Origin of the sequence: Salinadaptatus halalkaliphilus (assembly GCF_006543045.1) — an archaeon.
Lineage (GTDB): Archaea > Halobacteriota > Halobacteria > Halobacteriales > Natrialbaceae > Salinadaptatus > Salinadaptatus halalkaliphilus.
The window spans coordinates 15,827-35,145 of the sequence record NZ_RBZW01000033.1 but is presented as its reverse complement, the minus strand read 5'-3'; the positions used below and the strand labels follow the sequence as shown (position 1 = coordinate 35,145).

Below are 19,319 nucleotides of genomic sequence, written 5' to 3'. Positions count from 1 at the left end.
GTTTTTGAGTCCATCACTACTCGAAACGGTTTTGTATGTATATGCGCTATTATATGCGCAAGGACTTCTTTCGTATCTAGTTTTCCTAGTCGACCTATCATATTTCAGTATATAAATTAAATATTACCAGACGGATTCTATATACTGAACTATTATATAATATATACTGATGTTCTGCGACGATCGACCGATCCACACCACTCTAAATACAACTATTAATTTGTGCGTTCGGTCTGATCGAACTGCCACTAACTCCACCGCGAGCCCGGAGCAGACCGGCCGGTAGCGATCGTCCCTCGAGCTATCGTCACTATATGACTCGAGCGGGAACTACAATTCGGAGAGCGGGACGACGACGACTGGTCGCGTCGCCCCGTCGAGAACGGCACTGACGGTCGATCCACGCTCGCTCGAGCACGCGTCGCCGCCAACTCCCACGACGAGTTCGTCGGCTTCGATCTCGGCTGCGGCCTCGAGCAGTTCCGACGCGGGGTCGCCCTCGCGGAGGACGGTGTCGATGTCGCCGACCGTCGCCAGTCGAACCGTCGCGACGTTCAACGCCTCCTGACAGTCCCGCCGGACCGTCGGCTCGTCGCTCGGGGCAACCGCACCGACCGACACCGCGTCGGTCGCCGTTGCTCGCGCTGCGAGATAATCACAGATTGCCGCCGTCGTATGCACCGAGTCGGTGCCGACGAGATACTGCATACCCGATCCCAGGGGCCGATCGGCAAAGAAACTACAGGAGCGCCCCTGCAGCCGACGGCAGCTACAGTCGGCCTAGTCGGCGATCGCTTCTTCGGCCATCGACTCGACGGTCGCCTGCTGGATCCAGAGATCGCCGAACAGTTCGTCCTGCTCGAGCGTGATGTGCCCGCGGTGGGCCAGAAACAACAGTGCGAGATACGTCAGTACCCGCGAGCCACCGGTGTCGTCGATTTCGGCGTACAACACCTCGTCTCGCCCGTTCTCGTAGTGCTCGCTGAGGACGCTCTCGACATCGTCGATCACCGTCTCGATGTCTTCCTCGTGGGTCGTATGCGTGACGTCGTCGCTCGTGGGCTCGTCGTCGACCCGGAACTGATCTTCGGCGTGATAGCTCAGCTCCTGGACGCCGCGATCGTAGCCACTCGGCGAGTCACTGGTGTCGTAACTGCGTGACTCCTTCCACCACGTATCGAGCTCTGCGCTTCGAAGCTCTCGGACGAGTTCGTCGAGCGTCTCGGGCTTGCCCCGTGCGTGCTTGCGCTCGAGGCGCCGCTCCATCTCCGCCTCGAGGTTCTCGACCGGATCGAACCCCGGCGACGGCCCGCCTTCACCCTCGCCGCCACCCATCGCCCCGTCGTCGGCGAAGGGCGCTTCCCAGGGCGGTACGTCTTCTTGCTCGGGCTCGTCGGGCGCGAACAGTTCGTCGCTTTTCATCCGCAGGAGGACGCTTGCGTAGAATAGCGCCCGGCCCGAGGTCCGCAAATCCCGGTCGTCGAGTACTTTGAGGAATTTGTCGGTCACCCGAACGACATCGATGTCCCAGGGATCGATCTCGCCGTCTTTCGCTAGCTGGACGAGTAGTTCGACCGGCTCGCCGTCGTCGTCATCGCCGTTCGTGGCGTCGTCGGCGCCCGCGTTCTCGCCATCTATCTCCGTTTCGGAGAACTCGAGGACAGTACCGTCCGTCCCATCCTCGTCCGCATCGATGTCCCCCGGTGGGGTGCGGTCCTCGTGGCCGGCAATGTTCAGTGGGATATCGTTGGGCCCCTCGCCGTCTTCCGAGGCCCGTGGCCCCTCGCCGTCTTCCGAGGCCCGTGGCCCCTCGCCGTCAGTCACTGACCGGCACCTCCGCTTCGTCGCTCCCGTCGCCGCTCAGGTCGATCCCGGTGACGGCGCTGACGTTATCCTGTTGCATCGTGACGCCGATGGCCCGCTGGGAGCGATCGAGCATCGCCGAACGGTGGGAGACGACGACGAACTGAGCCTGGTCGGCCAATTGCTCGACCATTTCGCCGATTCGCTCGGCGTTGACTGCGTCGAGAAAGGCGTCAACCTCATCTAAGGCGTAGAACGGCGCCGGGTTGTGCCGCTGAATCGCGAAGATGAACGCCAGCGCGGTCAGGGACTTCTCGCCGCCCGACATCGCGTCGAGGCGTTGGATGGGTTTGTCTCCCGGCTGGGCCTTCATCGTCAACCCGCCGTCGAAGGGGTCGTCCTCGTTCTCGAGGTGTAGCGTGCCGGTTCCCTCCGATAGTTGCTCGAAAATCTCCGTAAAGTGTGCGGAGATCGAGTCGTAGGCGTCCATGAACGTCCGTTTCTTCTGGGTCTCGTACTGCTCGATCCGGTCGCGGATCCCCTCGGCTTCCTCGACGAGGGTCGCCCGACCGTCCTCGAGCTCCTCGAGATCGGATCGAACCTTGTCGTATTCGTCGATCGCGAGCATGTTGACCGGCTCCATCGCCTCCATATCCGCCGTCAGGAACTCGATCATCTCGATGACGGTCTCGTGATCGGGGACGTCCTCGGGATCGTACTCGCCGACGTCGGCTTCGAGGCTCTCGATCTCCCACTCGAGGTTCTCGACGCGTTCGCGGTTGTCCGCGAGTTTGCTCTCGACGGCGTTAACCCGGTCTTGCTGCTGGTCGCGTTTCGTCCGCGCCTCGCTCAGTTCGTCCTTGCAGTCGCTGCGCTCGGCTTTCAACTCGGCGAGTTCGTCTTCGAGGTCGGCGACGGCCTCGTGTTTGGCCTCGAGTTCCTCGCGTTTGTCGGCGATCGTCTCCTCGTAGCCCTCGATTCGCTGTTCGTGTTCGGCCTTGCGGTTCTGGGCCGTCTCGATCTCGTCGTGGAGGTCCTCGATTGCGTCCTCGGTGTACTCCTTCTCGAGTGAGAGTTCGTTGAGTGTCCCGTCGAGGTCGTCGATCCGATCCTCGCGGTCGTCGATTTCGGCCTCGAGCGCTTCGATCTGGTCGGTAAGCTCCGGAATCTTCGAGTCGGCGAGTTCGGACTCGAGCGCCTCGATGTCGGCCTCGATTTCCTCGATCGTCGCCGTCCGCTCGTCGATCTCGGCCGAAATTTCGTTCATCCGCTCGTCGACGGACTCGCGTTCCTCGCGAAGCTCCTCGAGTTCGGCTTCGAGGGTCTCGATGTCTGCCTCGAGCGTCTCGCGGTCGTCCTCGAGTCCCTCGAGTTTGCCCTCGATCGAGCGCACCTCGTCGGCCGCGTCTGTCTTGCGGTCACGGGCGTCGTCGAGGCGTTGCTCGACATCACGAAGCTCGTCGCGCAAGGCGTCGCGTTGCTCCTGGAGCTCCGTGATCTGGGTGGCGACGCGCTCGAGTTGCCCCTCCCCACCGCCGGTAAAGGAGTAGCGCGATCCCTTGCGCGAGCCGCCGGTCATCGCGCCGCTCTTTTCGACCAGGTCGCCGTCGAGGGTGACCATCCGATAGTCGCCCATATACGAGCGAGCCGTCTCCACGTCCTCGACGACGAGCGTATCGCCCAGCACGTACGAGAAGATACCGGCGTACTGCTGGTCGAACTCGACCAGATCGTAGGCGAAGCCGACGACACCCGGATCGGTGGGTGCGTTGGGCAGCCCACGCTGGCTCATCTCGGTCATCGGCAGGAAGGTCGCTCGCCCCGCGTTCCGGGATTTCAAATAATCGATACACTGCTGGCCGACCACGTCGTCGTCGACCACGACGTTCGCCAGCCGGCCGCCGGCCGCCGTTTCACAGGCGACGGCGTACTCGCCGGAGACGGTTCCGAGCTGGGCAACGGCGCCGTGGACGCCCTCGATCCCGCCGTTGAGAATCGTCGTCACTGCCCGGCCGAACGAGGAATCACCGCTCTCGCCGGCGTTTGCCTCGAGTTCGGCGTACTCCTGTTGTTTGGCCTGCAGATCGTCGTCGACGTCGTCGATATCCGACTGGACGCGTTGTTTCTCGGCTTTCAGATCCTCGACGACCTCGGCGATGTTCTCGCGGTTTGTCTTTGCCTTCTCGAGTTCGCGTTCTAAGTCCGACCGCTCTTGCTCGAGTTCGGGCAGGCGCTCGCGGTTGTCCTCGATCGTCGACTCCGTCTCGCTGATGGCGTTCGATCGGCGACGCGCCTCGTCGAGCAACCGATCCTGCTCGCGCTGGAGATCGTTTCGCTCGGTCTTTGCCGTCTCGAGGTCGTCCTTGCGCTCGGCCAGTTCCGCTTTGAGTTCGTCGAACTCGGTGTCGACGGCGTCGATCTCGGCCTCGAGTTCGTCGCGTTCGGCCTCCCGCTCCTGAATTTCGGTCTTGATGGAGGCTTTCTCGAGTTTGTGTTCGCGCATCTCGCCCTCGAGGTCCTCGATGGACTCCTGTTTCCGGTCGATCTGGACGAACGCCTCACGACGAGTCGACTCGGCATCCTCGATCTGTTCCTCGCTGGCTTCGATCTTGTCCTCGAGCCGGGAAATGTCGCCTTTGAGCTCCTCGATCTCGCTTTTGATCCGGAGCTGTTCGTCCTCGCCTTTACGCTCGATTTCGGCGTGTAGATCCTCGAGATCCTCCTGAAGGCGCATGACCGCACCCTCGCGTTCGTCGAGTTCGCGCTGGAGATCCGCGAGATCGTCCTCGAGATCTTCGACCCGGTTCTGGGTCGCCTCGCGTTCCTCGCGTTTCTCCTCGAGTTCACTGGCTTTCTTGTAGCCCTCGTACTCCTCTCGCTCGCGTTTGAGTCGACGGTACCGCAGAGCCTGCTGGCGCTCGTCCTCGAGTTGCGCTAAGCGATCGCGTTTCTCCTCGATGCGGAGTTCGGCCTCGTCGATACGCTCTTCGACGACCTCGAGTTCCTCGAAGGCGTCTTCCTTCTTGGCGTCGAACTCCGCGACGCCGGCGATTTCGTCGACGATCTCCCGGCGCGCGTGTGGGGTCATGTTGATGATCTCGGTCACGTCACCCTGCATGACGACGTTGTACCCTTCCGGGGTGACCCCGGCCTGTGCGAGCAGGTCCTGAATGTCCGAGAGGTTGACCGAGCGATCGTTCAGATAGTAGTAGGAGTAGTAGTTGTCCTCGGTTTCTTTGACGCGGCGACGAATCCGAATCTCGTCGACGTCGCCGACGTCGTCGCTCCCGGCGGCGTTGACCACCTGCGAGCGCTCGAGAGTCGCGTCGCTGTTGTCCAGTACGACCTCGACGGTGGCTTCGCGTGGTCCGCCCGTAGCGGAGCCGTCCTCGTGGCCGGGGTTGTAGATGAGATCGGTGAGTTTCTCCGCGCGAATCCCTCGCGTTCGAGCCAGCCCGAGCGCGAAGAGAACGCCGTCGATGATGTTCGACTTGCCGGAGCCGTTGGGACCGGTGACGACGGTGAAATCTTCGTAGAACGGGATCTTCGTCTTCCGTCCGAAGCTCTTGAAATTGTCCAGAACGACTGCCTTGATGTACATTCTCTTCTCGAGACCTCCACGGTGGGCGGCGCCACTGTCCGGGACGATCGTCCCCACGTCGACGCGACGCAGGTCTGGATCGACCGACGACGGGGCGATCCGGGTCGGCGCTATCGTGCGAACGCGTAGTTATGCGACAATAATATCGTCGCTACCTGAGTCTTCCGCTTCGTCGCCGGCCGCCGTCTCCTCGTCGGCGTCGGCCGTCGCCGCAGCGACGTCGTCGGGTTCGGCCTCCGCGGTCAACTCCTCCGTCTCGGCCTCGCCGTCGCTTCGTCGGTCGGGCACGCGGGTCGGCGTTTCTGCGTCGAGTTCGGCCTCGAGAACGCGGATTCGCTCTTTGGCTTCGATGAGTTCGTCCGTCAGTCCCTCTACGGTCGACTCGAGTTCCGCAACCGTCGATTCGAGTTGCTCGACGCGATTGTTCGACATACGTTCTAGCCCTGTACGCTCACACATAAACGTATGTCAGACACAGCTAACCGTGCTGGTAATTTTTCGGTGGGCGGCGACGCTCGTCGATTCCGGCTGGCTTCGGTCGATATTGCCGGACGGCACCACTGGAGAACGGCCGGGACACTTATTTCGTCTACTCGACGATACCTTGCTACATGAATATCGTCGACGGCGACAAGGTCGAGTGCAGCCGCTGTGACGAACTTATCTCACTCGACGACGCCAACGTGCTGGGGAAGGCCAACAATCGGTCCTACGCGAAACCGCTCTGTGACGACTGTCTCGAGAACGTGGGGGTACCACAGGGGTACGAACTCGAGCGCGACGTGAGCTATCTCAAGGAAAGCTAGTTACTTGCTGTTCATCGCTTCGCTGGCGATGTTTCGCCCGCGTGGTTTCAATGCGACTTCCCGACGGACGCGGACTTCCTCCAGGACATCGAGTTCGATGAGTCGTTCGTAGATTTCCTCGACCTCGTCGGTGTCGATATCGAGGAACTCGGGAACCTCGAACGGCGAAACGCCGGAGTAAATCGCCATCAACACTTCCTCTTCTTTGCCGGAGAGATCGATCTGAGAGGCGTTTTTCTCCGCGCCGCGGTCGAGGACCGACTTCAGCATCGCCGTGTTCTGGTTCGATCCCGAGAGGTAGGTCTGGACGCTCGAGCCGTCCTCGGTGTGTTCGGCCTCGATGACGGGTCGTTCCTGCGAGCGGATCGTTCGCTCGTCGCTTTCGACGGTGCCGACGTCGTCGACTTCGATCTGGACTAAACTGCCGCTTTCGACGGCGAAGTTTGCGACGCCGGGGTTGATCTTGACGCGGGCTTTTTCCCAGGAGGTGTCCTGGACGACGCCGCCTTTGACGGCAGGGTGTTGGACGAGAACGATCTCGCCGTCGAGAATCGCTTTCTGGATCTGCAGTTCGAACTCGTCGACCTCGTCCATCGAGACGAGATAGACGTTCGGGCCGTAGTTGACGCTGATGTAGTTCGAGACCGTCGCGATCGCCTGGTTAACGTCGTATCGACCCCTGATCGAGGTGATTTTCGACAGGGGGATCGTCTCCTTGCCATCGTTGCCGACGATCACCAGTCGCTTGTTCGAGAGGACAATACGGCCGTTCGACCAACTCGTATCCTGAAGTTTGCGGCCGTCACGAACCACCTGCGTAAACTTTCCGGTGACGTCGGCCAGTTTCTGTTCGGACTTGCTCATGCGAAATCACCACTCGGCGCGCCGACGCCACCCAACTTCGACAGCGCGGAGAACCCCCGTTTGCGCAACCGGTCGCTCTCGGTCCGATCGACGAACCCCGAGATCCGGTCCCGGGCGCTGTCGCCGCCGATCTTTCCGAGCACGAACAGTGCCTTCGAGCGAGTCCCCTCGTCTTTGTGGTCGTTTTCGACCAGCTCGAGCAGCCGCCCCTCGAGTTCCTCGCCGTCTAACAGCGCGAGACTGGTCGCGGCGAACTTCGAGGTCATCTCGTCGTCGTCGCCGAGGGTCTGGATCAAGGCGTCTTGGGCCGCCGATCGGTACTCTTCGGTCGTGATCCGACCGAGCAGCCAGGCGGCGTTGCGTCGCTGGGCCGTTTCGGTACTTCGATCGAGGATCTCGATGAGCGGTTCGACGGCTTCGCGTTCGTTGGCTTCGGCGAGTTCGTCGACGATCTTCTCCCTAACCGTGTGACTCGCGTCGGCCGGCGCCTCCGAGAGCAACTGGACCAACGAGAACATCGCCGTCCGCCGAACCGCATCGGACTCGTCGCTCAACGCTTCGGCGAGGATTTCGACGGCCTCGACGCTACCCAGCCGGCCGAGTGCGTCGACGGCGATCCGTCGAAGCACTTCGTCCTCGTCGTCGGCGATGTCGATCAACTCCCGTAGCGCGTTCGTCGAGCCGATATCGGCGAGCGCGTAGGCGACCTCAATGCGGACATCGTACTGATCTTCGTGGAGTTTCTCGGCGAGTACGGGGACGCTCTCCGGTGCGCCGATTCGACCGAGTGCGCGGGCGATTCGCTTTCGAACGCGCGGATCGGGGTCGCTCATCCGCTCGGCGAGCGTTCCCACGACGTTCGTCTCGCCGATTCGACCGAGCCCGGTCGCGGCGGCCATCCGGAGCTCCGGCAGCTCCGCGTCTAGCCCGTTCGCCAGGATTTGGGCCTTTTTCCACTCCGCGACGTCGTCGATATCTTCGCCCGAAATCTCGCCGATAAACCGCTCGAGCGCCTCCTGGCCGTACTGATCGAGCGCGTCGATCGCGCCGGCGCGGACGTCCTCGTTGTCGTCGTCTTTGGCCGCCGCGACGAGCGCGTCGACGACGTCATCGCGCGGATAGCTGTTGCCGCCGGCCTCTGACTCTAGACTGCCGAGAATCTCGGCCGCTCGACGGCGGATATCCGCGTTGGAACTCTCCTCGAGATAGGTGATGAGTTCGTCGAATTCGGCGTTTCGCTCGAGTTCGAATAACGCCACTGTAATTACCTCCGTGAGAGGTGCCACTGTCCCGGCGCTGTCGTGGCACTGTGGGTAGTCGATGCGGTGACACGCGGGTTCCGGGTCCGCGACAGGCCTTCGATATGCCGGGTGGCGATCCGTCGTCGGTCCGTCGTCGTTCCTCCCATGTCAATCGTCCGTCTCCTCGGTCGTCGAATTCGTCGAGCCGGTCGGCGATCCGTCGGCGCTCTCCTCCCCGAGAACGATGTCCGAATCGGTTTCGTTGCCGTGATCGTACCGACTTTCGTCGTCGGGATACACCATCGTGTCGACGATGCCGTTCCAGACGGTGAGATCGGTGACCGTGCCCTCGAGGTGGTCTTCGGCCCACTCCGAGTTCGCACCCCACCCCTCGACCTGTCCGTCGAAGCCGCCAAGTACCTCGGTGTAGAGGTGGTTGGCGTCGGTTTCTCGGTCGACGAGACCGTCCCGAAAGAGGACGTAGATGAGCCAGACCTCCTCGTCGGATTCTTGCTGGTCTTCGGCGTCAGATTCGTAGAACAGGATGATGTCGTCGTCTTCCGTATCGTAGTAGAGTTCGTCGACCGTGATGCCGTTGTCCTCGAGAATGTAGTAGAACTCTTCGGGGCTGGCGTCGGGATCGTCGTCGTCCGGTTCCTCGGGCTCGACCTCGACGCGGGTGTTGTCGAGAAACGGCAGCGAATCCAGACAGCCGGCCATCGAGCCGACCGAGACGGTCCCGGCGGCCGCGAGTGCCTGCCGACGCGTCGGTCGATCGGGCGCCACACCACCCCTCGCAGATGTCTCACCAGAACACCTGCCGTCGTCCCGATCTCCCCCGCCGTCGGTGGCTGTATACCCAGGAGATTCGTTCATTAGTATGAAAGCGTCGCACTAGGGGATGAAAAACGCGTCGGCCGTCGAGCCGACCGCCCTCCCCTCTCGCTCCGTGTTATCAGTGGCCATGCGGAGGGTGGATCGAGTCGAACGGCCGGCAATATCATATGAGTGGGTTGCTAACTGCCCGACAATACACCCCCCGCTGTAATTCAGGCAGGCTGATGAGACTATGGCAACAGGACCTATACGCGGCACGTGGCAGCTGGTAGCCCCCGCAGCGACGGTGCTGTCCCGACGGCCCGGTGGAATCGCGAACTCGAGCGTCCGGTCGTCCCCCGGCCAGTGGACGCGTCAGCGCCCCGTCCGTCTCGCCATCGCGCTCGTTGCGCTGGTGGTAGTCGCGGTGGGTACGGTCGGGCTCGTCGGTGCCGTCGGCGCGTCGACGGCCGCTGCGAGTCCGGACGCCGTCTCGAGCGTCAGTTCGCTTTCCGACGACGACGATGGCGAATCCGTCGTCGTCCGACTCGAGGACGACCACGTCGTGACCGAGTCGAATGCCGGTACCGTCCCCGAGTCGTTCCATTACGTGACGACGAACGAATCGGACGACAAACTCGTCGTCGAGGACGGCGTCGTCGAGACCGAGAGTGGGCACGATGTCGGCGTCGTGCCCAACGATTCCGACACGCCGAATCCCGTCCGGACGGTCACCGGCGATCCGAACCTGGTCGTGACCGATGGCAGCGTCGTCAACGATACGCTGGTCGTCGACGAGGACACGGGCATCGTCCAGACGGCCGAAGGCAACACGACGGTCGAAGCAAACGGCGAATCGATTCGCTATACGGAGTACGATACGGCAACGTTCGATCCGGAGATCGTCAGCGGATTCGAGCCGGTCGGGGAAGGACTCAATCTCACCGGCGAGGTCGAAGTGACGAACCGCGACTGGGCGAGTGCGGACAAAAACGTCACCCTCGAGATCGTCGACGACGCCGAAGCGGACCCACTCGATACAGTCGTCGAAAACGTCAGCCTCGACCGCGGCGAGTCGACGACCCAGACCTTCGACTACGGGACCGTCGCCGGCGATTACTCGGCGGACGAAATCTCCGTCTGGGCGGTCGGTGACCACCACCAGGACAACAGACCGATAACCATTCACCAGGCCGAAACCGCGATCGAAATCGTCGAGGCAGATCCACGAGCGGAAGGCGACGAGCTCGAGATCGATGTCGAAATCGACCGCTTTGGCGACTATCCGCGCGGGCAACAGGACTTCGTCGTCGAGTTCCGCGTCGGACCGGAGAGCGGCGAGACCGAACACGTCGAATCGAAGTCGATCACGTTGGACCCCGGCGGTGAGGCCGTCGAGACGTTCGTGTACGAGACCGAAGAGGGAGACTCGCCGAGCGTCTACGTCGAAGTGCTCACGATCGAAGGCGATACGCCGGCCGAATCCGACTCGGAAACGGTTCCCGTCATCGGCGAACGACTCCACGAACAGCGCCTCGAGACGACGATCAACGACCGCAACTGGCCCGACGAAGGCGAGGAACTCGTCATCGAAGGACTCCTCGAGTACACCGAGCCGGAACTGCTCTCACAGAACGGTCGCGAGTACGATGTCGATATGTTCGTCGACGGCGATCTCGAGGATACCCGGGCGATGCGCGTCGATCCGGACGAACCCTTCGATACGGCCGATTTCGTCTACCAGACCGATTCCGACGATCCACCGCGGGTCGATGTCAGACTCGAGAGTCCGGGCGATGCGGATACGGCCCAGCCGCGGATCAACGGCAGCGGCTTCTTGGTCGACCTACAGGAGGTGAGTACGCCGGTAAACGAGAGCGAGACGCTGACCGCGATCGCCTCGATCCGGAACACCGGCGACACGTTCGACGAGCAGGACGTTCGGTTGCGTATCGACAACGGAATCACAGCGGCGAATCGAACCTCGAGAAACGTCGAAGACAACGCGACCGTCGCGCTGGATACCGGTGAGGGGACGACCGAACGCTTTACGTACGAGACCGACGGCGACGATGTCCCCGAAATCGAAGTCGCCGTCGTCAGCGAGGACGACGAGGATACGGCGATCGCGACCGTCCGGGATAGCGCGCCCCGGTTCGAAGTCCAGGAGACGAACACGGAATACGACGACGCCGCGGAGACGGTGACGCTGTCCGCGGCGATCAACAACACCGGCACCGAGCCCGACGAACAGTACGTCGAGTTCCTGCTTGACGACGATGCCGAGCCCGTCCACGTCGATCGCGTCGCGTTGGAGCCGTGGGAGTCACGGACGCTGACCTCGACGATCGACGCCCCCGACGACGGCGCCTACGACTTCTCGGTCGTCACCGACAACGTCAGCGAACGCGAGCCGTCGGCACTGACCGTCGACCGCACCGGCGACGACCCCGACGAGCCGCCGTCTGACGACGATACCGAACCGGAGGACGACGATCCCAGTGACGCCACCGAGGACCCCGACGACGGCCTACCGTGGTATCTGGTCGTCCTCGGGATGCTCGGCGTGCTCGCGTCGGTGCTGGTGTTGCTCGTCTACCGCAACGACCCCGAGAACTTCCCGCCGGATGCGTCCACACTGTCGACACAGGCGAGGCGAGCCGCCGAGCGAGCGAAACTCAAAGCCGCGACGCTCGCCGCGGCGATCCGATCCGGCGACCCCGACGCGATCGTCGCCGCCTTGAAAGGGCTGATCGGCCTCGGCACCGGCGTTCTCGTCGTCCAGAACGAACTCCCACGGGAGACGATCGTTCGCGTCCGCTGTCAGACCGCCGACGACACCGTCGTCCTCGAGGACCTCGAGTTAGCGCCCGACGAGCGCCGTGATCTTGGCTCGCTGCCGGATGCCGACCAGTTCAAAGTTGGTGCCGGCGTCGAGGATATCACGGCTCACGAGGAGGTTTTCCAGGGGATCACCGGCGACGTCGGCGTCGTGCTCCGCGCGGAAGGAATTCTGATCGCGAATCTCAATTAATACGGTTTCCTGTCCGTCAGTGCCGGCCCAGCCGCGACCCGGGCGGGGGCTGGGCCGGGACATCGGGACAGGAATCCGTATGAGTCGATTCCGTGTTACTCGTCGGTCTCGAGGGCGTCGACGCGTTCGACCAATCGGTCGGCGACCCGTTCCTGTCGGTCGGTCGCATCGACGATTCGGTCGACGGCCGATTCGGTGTCGTGGGATCGCTCGCGAACGGTCTCCATCGTCGAGGTGAGTTCCTCGACGGTCGCGGCCTGCTCGTCGATGACCCGCGAGACGTCGGCGATCCCGTTCGTTGCGTCCTCGACGGAGCCGTCGATCGCCTCGAGGGCGCCGATGACGGCGTCGATCTCGTCGTCGACCTCCGCGATACGATCTGCGGATCGATCGACCGTCTCGATCGTTCGTTCGGATTGCGTTCGAAGCTCCTCGAGTTGCGTGGCGATCTGGTTCGTGTGTGACTGCGTTTCGTCGGCCAGCGATTTGACCTGGTCGGCGACGACGGCGAAGCCGGCGCCGCTCTCGCCGGCTCGAGCCGCTTCGATGTTCGCGTTGAGTGCGAGTAAGTTCGTCTCGTCGGCGACGTCGGCGATGATGTCGACGACGTCTTCGACCTCCTCGAGTCGGTTGGAGAGGGCGCCGACGCTCTCGACGAGATCGTCGCTGATCGAGACGACGTCTTCGGCGGCTGCCCGCGCATCGTCGCCGGCATCGAGGCCCTCGTCGACGGCCTCGCTCGCGTCGCTCGCCGCATCGTCGACTTCGGTCGCTTGCGCGGCGACTTCTTGCATGCCGGCCGCGAACGACTGCATCTCGTCGACGGCGTCCTCCAGGTGGACGTGTTGGGCGTCGACGTTGGATTCGATCTCAGCCGCGGCGTCGGTTGCGTCCCCGACGGCCCGTTCCATTTCGAGTGTCTGCTCGTCGACCCGGCCGGCGAGCGTCTCGAGGTTGTCGGCCATCTCGTTGACGTCGTCGATAACGGCGACGAGCTCGGCATCGAGAGCGTCGAAGCTATCCGTCCGGCTGGCTCTGGCCGTGAGATCACCGCGACTGATCTGCGATGCGGTTCGTTGAACCGTCTCGACGAGTTCGACCGTCGCGTCTCGCTCGGTGACCATCTCGGTGCGATCGACGACGATCTCGATGACGCCGATCAGTTCGTCGCCGTCGTACAGCGGCGTCGCGGCGAAATCGATGTGCTTCTCTTCGTCGTGGCGGTCGACCATCGTACTGGTGTCGCCGTACCGGTGGCACTCGGGGTCGCGGAGGTCGACGCCGTACTCGACGTGTGCCCGCTCGGGCGACTCGAGGACCTTGTCCGCGAGCGTATCGGCGCGACGCCCGTCGGGGTAGAACAGTTCCGAGACGTGTTTGTGACCGATGGCTTCGTCTCGATCGACGCCCGTGAGTTCGACGATAGCCGCGTTCCACTCGACGATGACGCCGTCCTGGTCGAGGACGAACGTCGGATGGCCGGTCCCGTCGAGTAGCTGGGGAATACCCACCCGCCCCAGCGTCGAACCGGTCGGCTCGTCGCGTCTCTCCGACCGATCGCTTCCACCACTGTCGATCCGTTTGGTCTGCCCCTCCATGACTGGTAAACGAAAGTGAACTCACTTATAGATCATGGGGGATTGTCCGCGTCCAGTCGTCACTCGTCTAGGGTGGCCTCGTGGGCCCGAATAGCGAGTTTGATTCGATTCGCAAAGACGTCCATCGTTCCCGACGCACGGTCACCCTTGCTTACGAACGCCGAGACGCCGGCCTCGAGTGCCTCCTCGGCCAGGGACTCGAGTGGATCTCCTGTAAATAATATGAACGGAACGCTCGTCTCGCCGTCGCCGTTGATCGAGGCGGCGAGATCGATTCCCGTTTCGTCGGGAAGTTCGTAACTCGAGACCACACACGAAATCTCGCCATCTTCGACTGCAGTCCGGGTGTCTGCCGCGGATCCAACCGTTTCGACGTCGAATCCGTGCTCCGACGCAAGCGTTTGGCTAACATGTTCGGTGATAAAATCGCTGTCTTCGACGAGAAGCACGGTATATGACGACATGCAATAGATACGTGATTGGTTTCTTATAATATCTTGTGGCCAGATGCGGGGACGACGGGTGGTCCGCCGCCTACACTGCAGGGTCGGGTCCGGTAGGGAGGTGGTGTTCGGTCCCGCAGTCGACGGTCGGGACGGTACTACGAGGCGGAAACGTCGTCCGGTGGAACTGTAAACCGAAAGACCGATCCCTCGCCAGGGTCGCTGTCGACAGTAATCGTTCCGCCGTGGCGATCGACGATTCGTCGACAGAGTGCGAGACCGATGCCAGTTCCATCGTGTGTCTCGTGACCGTGGAGCCGCTCGAACATTCCAAACACCGCCGCTGGATCGGCAGCGTCGATACCGATTCCGTCGTCTCGGACCGCGATCTCCCACATCCCGTTTGCTCGGGACGCACACACGTCTATTCGCGGTGGATCGTCCCCGCTGTACTGTATCGCGTTCGAAAACAGGTTTTGAAACAACTGACGAAGTTGGCGCGGGTCACCCCGGACCGTCGGTAGCGACTCGGTCGTAATCTCGGCGTCGTGTTGCTCGATCAACACCGTGAGATCTGCCAGGACATCGTCGACGACGGCCTCGAGATCGACCGGTTCGAACGGATCGCCTTGCGTGTCGATCCGTGAGTACTCGAGGAGGCCGTCGATCATCGCTTTCATTCGCTCGGCGCCGTCGACCGCGTACTCGATGAACTCCTCGGCGTCTTCGTCTAACTCGTCGGCGTACTGACGCTCGAGCAACTGGAGGTAACTCGAGATCATCCGTAGCGGCTCCTGGAGGTCGTGGGAGGCGGCGTAGGCGAACTGTTCCAACTGTTCGTTGGACGTCTCATACTTGTCGAGAGTTTCGTTGAGCCGGCGCTCGTAGCGCTGGCGTTCGATCCCCGTCGCGAGAATCGTCGCGACGCTCTCGAGGAAGTCGACGTCGTGGTCGGCTACTCGGTGTGTCTCCCATCGACCGATCGCCAGGATGCCCCACGGCTCCGCCGGTGAGCCGATCGGGAGCGCGGCTGCACTTTGGACGCTGTCGTCCGATCCGGAGCGATCGTCGATCCGCGCATCGTTCAGAACGTCTTCGACGACAATCGGTCCCGCCGCGTCGACGGTGCCGGCCGCGACCGCGACGAGCGTATCGACTGCCGACGTGTCGTCCTCGCCGTCAGTATCGGTGACGGCGGCTCTCAGATCGAAGCGATCCTCGCGGTCGGACCGATACTCGAGGACGGCACAGCGATCGATGTCGAGTGCGGCGTCGACGAGCTTGGCCGTCTGTTCGAGGATGTCGTCGATCGTCCCCGCCTCGAGGGCGTGTCGTCCGAGGGAGGCGATCGATTCGAGTTGGGCGACCTTCTCCCGAAGTGCCTGTTCGGTCTCTTTCCGGGCCGTAATGTCTCGAAACAGGCCGACGAAGTACCGGCTGCCGTCGTAGACGAAGTCGTTGAGTGAGACACCGAGTGGCACTTCGTACCCCGATTTGTGGTGGCCTGGCAGTTCGACGTACGTCCAGTTGAGGTTTCGCTCGCCGGTCTCGAGATAGCGTGCCAGCGCCTCGAGGTGGGCTTCTCGGAGTCGCTGCGGGATGATCCGCACCTTGCTCGAGCCGACCAGCTCTCCCGGCGTATAGCCGAGAATGCGTTCGACGGCTGGATTGGCGTACTGAATGTTGCTGTCGGTATCGAGAACGATGATCCCGTCGGGGACGGCGTCGGCAAGTGCCCGAAAGGTCTTGCCGTAGGTGAGATCGGATTCGTCGGGCGACCCGCTCGCGGTCGCCCGTCGCTCGACGATGCCGACGAGTCGTGACTCGCCGTGTGTCCTCTCGAAACGTTCGACGTGGAGATCACACTCGATCGACGATCCTGCCTCGGTTCGCATCGAGCACGACACCGTCGAGGGACTCGAGCGTTCCGCCGCTACCGACTCGATCGCCGGACCGTCGTCAGGCGCAAGCGACGAAAACGACGACCCGAGTAGCTCGTCGCGGTCGTAGCCGGTCAGATCGAGAAGGGCATCGGTCAGGTGACAGATCGTCCCGTCCGTTTCCAGGCGAAACGCTGGGATTGCTCCTGCCTCGAGCAGTGATCCCATTCGGTCGAGCTGTCCGCGGTCGTCGTCGGGTGGTCCCGAACCGGACGACGAACTGGGATCCGATTCCATCAGCGTCGTTTCGCCAGTGACGGTGTTAAGCGCACCGCCGGATGTCAACCCGTGGGGGCTGTCGTTCTCACTCCCAGAACGACTTCGTCCGGGCGTACTCCCGTTCTCTGGTGAGGATGTCGCGGTAGAACTCGGCTTCGTCCTCGCGGAGGTTGTTGATGATCCGGGCGGCGTTGTGGGGGCCGACACCGCGGGCCGCCATCGCGATGACTGCCTGCTTGCCGTGACTCTGGACGAGACTGGCTCCACGATAGGCGCGTTCGGTCATCTGCTCTTGCTCGTCGTCTTTCTCTTCGGCCCGAATCGCCTGGACGACCTCGTCGGCCCAGGGATTGAGCGAGGCGATCCGGGTCGAGCCACACTCGGGACACTCGGGCTGGTCGGGAACGCGTTTGACCTTCGTCTTTGCCTTCCACTCCCCACAGTGGGTACACAGCAGGATGATCCTGTCGTTCTGCAATCGCTCCTTGACGGTCTCGATGACGCTCGCGTCGGCGTTTTCGGGCGCGAGTAGCTCCTTGCCGGCCGAGTTGCCGTCCTGACCGATCGGCGTCAGTCCGCGGTGGGTGACGATCTCGAGGTCGCCCGACTGAAGCCCCTCGAGGACGGCACTCGCCTCCTCGACCGCCAGATCCTCGTGGAATATCTCGCGGATCGCCTCGTCGTACATCGGCGTCCCCTCGAGCGCCGCGAGCAGCCGCTCGTTCGAGAGGCGGCCCGATCCCTGCCAGCGCTTGAGCGCGCCGAAACTCGCCGACACCTGCGCGAGCCGAAACGCCAGCGCGTCGGCGTTTTTCAGCCCGAGTTCGACGATCGTCTCGACGTGGTCGGGGTCGGTCTCCTCGAGCACCTCGAGGACGTCACTCGTCGCGATCGACGTCGGCACCTCGAGCTCGATCCGATAGGGATCGATCTCCATGCCGACCGACGAGCCCGCCCGCTGGCCCAGTAGCGCCGAGAGCAGCCGACCGAGCGTCTCGTTGACCGCGTGGCCGTAACAGGCGTTGAGCACGATCGAGCGGCCCTGGCGCTCGAGGACGAGCCGATCGGCCGTCGGCATCGGCGTCTCACTCTCGGCCTGGCGCTCGAGTTGCCCGCAGGCCTCGGTGAGCGTGTACTCGTCGGCGGGATATCGGGCCGACAGCTCCCGTCCGATCGCGCTGGCGTCCGCGCCGGCCTCGAGTTGGGGCTGGGCAACGTCGCGAATCTCGCCAACCTCCTGGGCGACGGCGGCGGGAACGGGAATCTCCTGGCCGGTCCAGGAGGGGACCTCGCCGGCGGGATCCTCGATCGGGCTGACCGTCACCGTCGCCTCGTCGTCGTCGATCTCGGAGATGCGCCACATCTCGCCGCGCTGGACGAACACCTCGCCAGGCTGGGCGAAGTTGACGACGAATCGCTCGTCTAGGGTCCCGATCTGGGAACTCGAGGCGATGTCGTGGACTTCGTAGGTCTCCTCGTCGGGGATCATCGAGAGGTTCGCGTAGACGTACTGCCAGGTTCCGCCCGAGGTCTCGAGGCGGTCGTCACCTTCGTCGAACCAGACGATTCGGTTGCGGTCGAGTTCGGCGACGATCTCTCGAACCGTCTCCTCGGGGATGTCTCGGAAGGGGTAGGCCCGCCCGATCGTCTCGAGGACCTCGCGAACGGGCGTCGTCCCGCGGCTCTGGACGATGCCGGGGATCTGGTTGGCCACGACGTCGAGGCTGCCCTCGTGGATCGCGGCGGGTTCGACCTCGCCCGCGCGGGCCCGGCGGGCGATCGACAGCGCCTCGAAGCTGTCGTCGGGTCGGGTCGTGACGATCGTCCCGCTCGAGACCGCGTCCTGGCGGTGGCCGGCTCGGCCGATCCGCTGGAGGAGCCGCGTCACCTGTCGCGGACTCTTGTACTGGACGACGTGGTCGACCCGGCCGACGTCGATTCCGAGTTCCATCGAGGACGTACAGAGCAGCCCGTCCAACTCGCCGGTCTTAAACCGGTCCTCGACGTCGATTCGGGCTTCCTTCGAGAGCGAGCCGTGGTGGACGCCGATCGGGAGCTCGAGTTCCGTGAATCGCGAGCCAAGCGCCTCGGCGGTCTGGCGGGTGTTGACGAAGACGAGCGTCGATTCGTGGGCGGCGACGAGATCGCGAATCAGCCGGACGTGACTTGCCGTCTCGGCGTCGGTCATGAGCCGGCCGGCAAGCTCCTTGTCTTCCGCCCGCACTTCGGGCTGGCGAACCGTCACGTCGACGTTGCTCCCGACATCGATCTCGCGGATCTCACACGGTCGTCCCCCGGTCAGAAACTGGCCGACTTCCTCGGGGTCGCCGACCGTCGCCGAGAGCCCGATCCGCTGAAAGCCGCCGGCGAGGTCGCGCAGGCGCTCGAGGCCGATCGCCAACTGTGCACCCCGCTTGGAGGCGGCGAGTTCGTGGACCTCGTCGATCACGACGTGCGAGACATCGTCGAGTCCGTCGCGCAGGCGTTCGCCGGTGAGCATCGCCTGTAGCGTCTCCGGCGTGGTGACGAGTACGTCCGGCGGGTTTTCGGCCTGTTTGCCGCGCTGGTACTGGGTCGTATCGCCGTGGCGAACGTCGACCGCGAGATCGAGGTACTCGCCCCACCACTCGAGGCGGTCGCGCATGTCGCGGTTGAGCGCCCGCAGCGGCGTCACGTAGAGCGCCCCGAACCCCTCGGGCGGGCCGTCGCCGGCCAGCAGATGATCGAAGACGGGCAACATCGCCGTCTCGGTCTTGCCACTCCCGGTGGGGGCGATCACGAGCGTGTTCTCGCCGGCCGCAAGCGGCGGAATCGCCAGTCGCTGTGGTGCGGTCGGCGTCGAGAACCCTCGCTCGGAGAGCGCCCCGCGTACCGTCCCCCCGAGGTGAGTAAAGGCCGCGAGGTCCCCCTCTGTCATCGATCCAGCGTAGGGGCGAGCGCCGCATAAGCGCCAC

13 protein-coding genes are annotated in these 19,319 nt (G+C 63.3%); 2 read left to right on the top strand and 11 right to left on the bottom strand.

The window, feature by feature from the left end; genetic code table 11:
- Positions 1-330: 330 nt before the first annotated feature.
- From D8Y22_RS13015 to D8Y22_RS13000, 4 genes are all read right to left on the bottom strand, one after another.
- A complete protein-coding gene (locus D8Y22_RS13015) occupies positions 331-708 on the bottom strand; it encodes a universal stress protein (protein ID WP_141465137.1) in 378 nt (125 codons plus the stop codon).
- Between the two features lie 72 nt (positions 709-780).
- Positions 781-1,824 carry a segregation and condensation protein A gene (locus D8Y22_RS13010; protein ID WP_141465136.1) on the bottom strand — a complete coding sequence of 348 codons (1,044 nt, stop codon included), beginning with the start codon at positions 1,822-1,824 and terminating at the stop codon, positions 781-783.
- Positions 1,817-5,404 carry a chromosome segregation protein SMC gene (smc, locus tag D8Y22_RS13005; protein ID WP_141465135.1) on the bottom strand — a complete coding sequence of 1,196 codons (3,588 nt, stop codon included), beginning with the start codon at positions 5,402-5,404 and terminating at the stop codon, positions 1,817-1,819. The genes D8Y22_RS13010 and smc overlap by 8 nt, the downstream gene beginning before the upstream one ends.
- A gap of 129 nt (positions 5,405-5,533) precedes the next feature.
- Positions 5,534-5,836 (bottom strand): DUF7518 family protein, encoded by a 303-nt coding sequence (locus D8Y22_RS13000; RefSeq protein ID WP_141465134.1) that lies wholly within the window; start codon positions 5,834-5,836, stop codon positions 5,534-5,536.
- Positions 5,837-6,015: 179 nt separating this feature from the next.
- Here D8Y22_RS13000 and D8Y22_RS12995 point away from each other — a divergent pair, with 179 nt between their 5' ends.
- Complete coding sequence (locus D8Y22_RS12995; RefSeq protein WP_141465133.1) at positions 6,016-6,210, top strand: hypothetical protein; 195 nt, start codon at positions 6,016-6,018, stop codon at positions 6,208-6,210.
- Here D8Y22_RS12995 and D8Y22_RS12990 read toward each other — a convergent pair whose 3' ends face one another.
- From D8Y22_RS12990 to D8Y22_RS12980, 3 genes are all read right to left on the bottom strand, one after another.
- The gene (locus tag D8Y22_RS12990) at positions 6,211-7,074 is read right to left on the bottom strand and encodes a CheF family chemotaxis protein (protein ID WP_141465132.1); all 864 of its coding nucleotides are present in this window, start codon (positions 7,072-7,074) and stop codon (positions 6,211-6,213) included.
- Positions 7,071-8,333: a HEAT repeat domain-containing protein gene (locus D8Y22_RS12985; RefSeq protein WP_141465131.1), complete on the bottom strand. Its 1,263-nt coding sequence runs from the start codon at positions 8,331-8,333 to the stop codon at positions 7,071-7,073. Before D8Y22_RS12985 ends, D8Y22_RS12990 begins: the two co-directional genes overlap by 4 nt.
- 150 nt (positions 8,334-8,483) lie before the next feature.
- Positions 8,484-9,101: a hypothetical protein gene (locus tag D8Y22_RS12980; RefSeq protein ID WP_141465130.1), complete on the bottom strand. Its 618-nt coding sequence runs from the start codon at positions 9,099-9,101 to the stop codon at positions 8,484-8,486.
- A 283-nt stretch (positions 9,102-9,384) separates the two neighbouring features.
- Here D8Y22_RS12980 and D8Y22_RS12975 point away from each other — a divergent pair, with 283 nt between their 5' ends.
- Complete coding sequence (locus D8Y22_RS12975; RefSeq protein ID WP_141465129.1) at positions 9,385-12,165, top strand: hypothetical protein; 2,781 nt, start codon at positions 9,385-9,387, stop codon at positions 12,163-12,165.
- Between the two features lie 95 nt (positions 12,166-12,260).
- Here the strand turns inward: D8Y22_RS12975 and D8Y22_RS12970 are convergent, their stop codons facing one another.
- From D8Y22_RS12970 to D8Y22_RS12955, 4 genes are all read right to left on the bottom strand, one after another.
- The gene (locus D8Y22_RS12970; RefSeq protein WP_141465128.1) at positions 12,261-13,763 is read right to left on the bottom strand and encodes a methyl-accepting chemotaxis protein; all 1,503 of its coding nucleotides are present in this window, start codon (positions 13,761-13,763) and stop codon (positions 12,261-12,263) included.
- 59 nt (positions 13,764-13,822) lie between these two features.
- A complete protein-coding gene (locus D8Y22_RS12965; RefSeq protein WP_141465127.1) occupies positions 13,823-14,227 on the bottom strand; it encodes a response regulator in 405 nt (134 codons plus the stop codon).
- 137 nt (positions 14,228-14,364) lie between these two features.
- Positions 14,365-16,383 (bottom strand): PAS domain-containing sensor histidine kinase, encoded by a 2,019-nt coding sequence (locus tag D8Y22_RS12960; RefSeq protein ID WP_141465126.1) that lies wholly within the window; start codon positions 16,381-16,383, stop codon positions 14,365-14,367.
- Between the two features lie 67 nt (positions 16,384-16,450).
- Positions 16,451-19,282 carry a DEAD/DEAH box helicase gene (locus D8Y22_RS12955; RefSeq protein WP_141465125.1) on the bottom strand — a complete coding sequence of 944 codons (2,832 nt, stop codon included), beginning with the start codon at positions 19,280-19,282 and terminating at the stop codon, positions 16,451-16,453.
- Positions 19,283-19,319 lie beyond the last annotated feature (37 nt).

Excerpts from the sequence above, each read along its gene's own strand:
- D8Y22_RS13015 (WP_141465137.1), bottom strand. The coding sequence starts at position 708 with ATGCAGTATCTCGTCGGCACCGACTCGGTGCATACGACGGCGGCAATC.
- smc (WP_141465135.1), bottom strand. The coding sequence starts at position 5,404 with ATGTACATCAAGGCAGTCGTTCTGGACAATTTCAAGAGCTTCGGACGG.
- D8Y22_RS13000 (WP_141465134.1), bottom strand. The coding sequence starts at position 5,836 with ATGTCGAACAATCGCGTCGAGCAACTCGAATCGACGGTTGCGGAACTC.
- D8Y22_RS12995 (WP_141465133.1), top strand. The coding sequence starts at position 6,016 with ATGAATATCGTCGACGGCGACAAGGTCGAGTGCAGCCGCTGTGACGAA.
- D8Y22_RS12990 (WP_141465132.1), bottom strand. The coding sequence starts at position 7,074 with ATGAGCAAGTCCGAACAGAAACTGGCCGACGTCACCGGAAAGTTTACG.
- D8Y22_RS12975 (WP_141465129.1), top strand. The coding sequence starts at position 9,385 with ATGGCAACAGGACCTATACGCGGCACGTGGCAGCTGGTAGCCCCCGCA.
- D8Y22_RS12970 (WP_141465128.1), bottom strand. The coding sequence starts at position 13,763 with ATGGAGGGGCAGACCAAACGGATCGACAGTGGTGGAAGCGATCGGTCG.
- D8Y22_RS12965 (WP_141465127.1), bottom strand. The coding sequence starts at position 14,227 with ATGTCGTCATATACCGTGCTTCTCGTCGAAGACAGCGATTTTATCACC.
- D8Y22_RS12960 (WP_141465126.1), bottom strand. The coding sequence starts at position 16,383 with ATGGAATCGGATCCCAGTTCGTCGTCCGGTTCGGGACCACCCGACGAC.
- D8Y22_RS12955 (WP_141465125.1), bottom strand. The coding sequence starts at position 19,282 with ATGACAGAGGGGGACCTCGCGGCCTTTACTCACCTCGGGGGGACGGTA.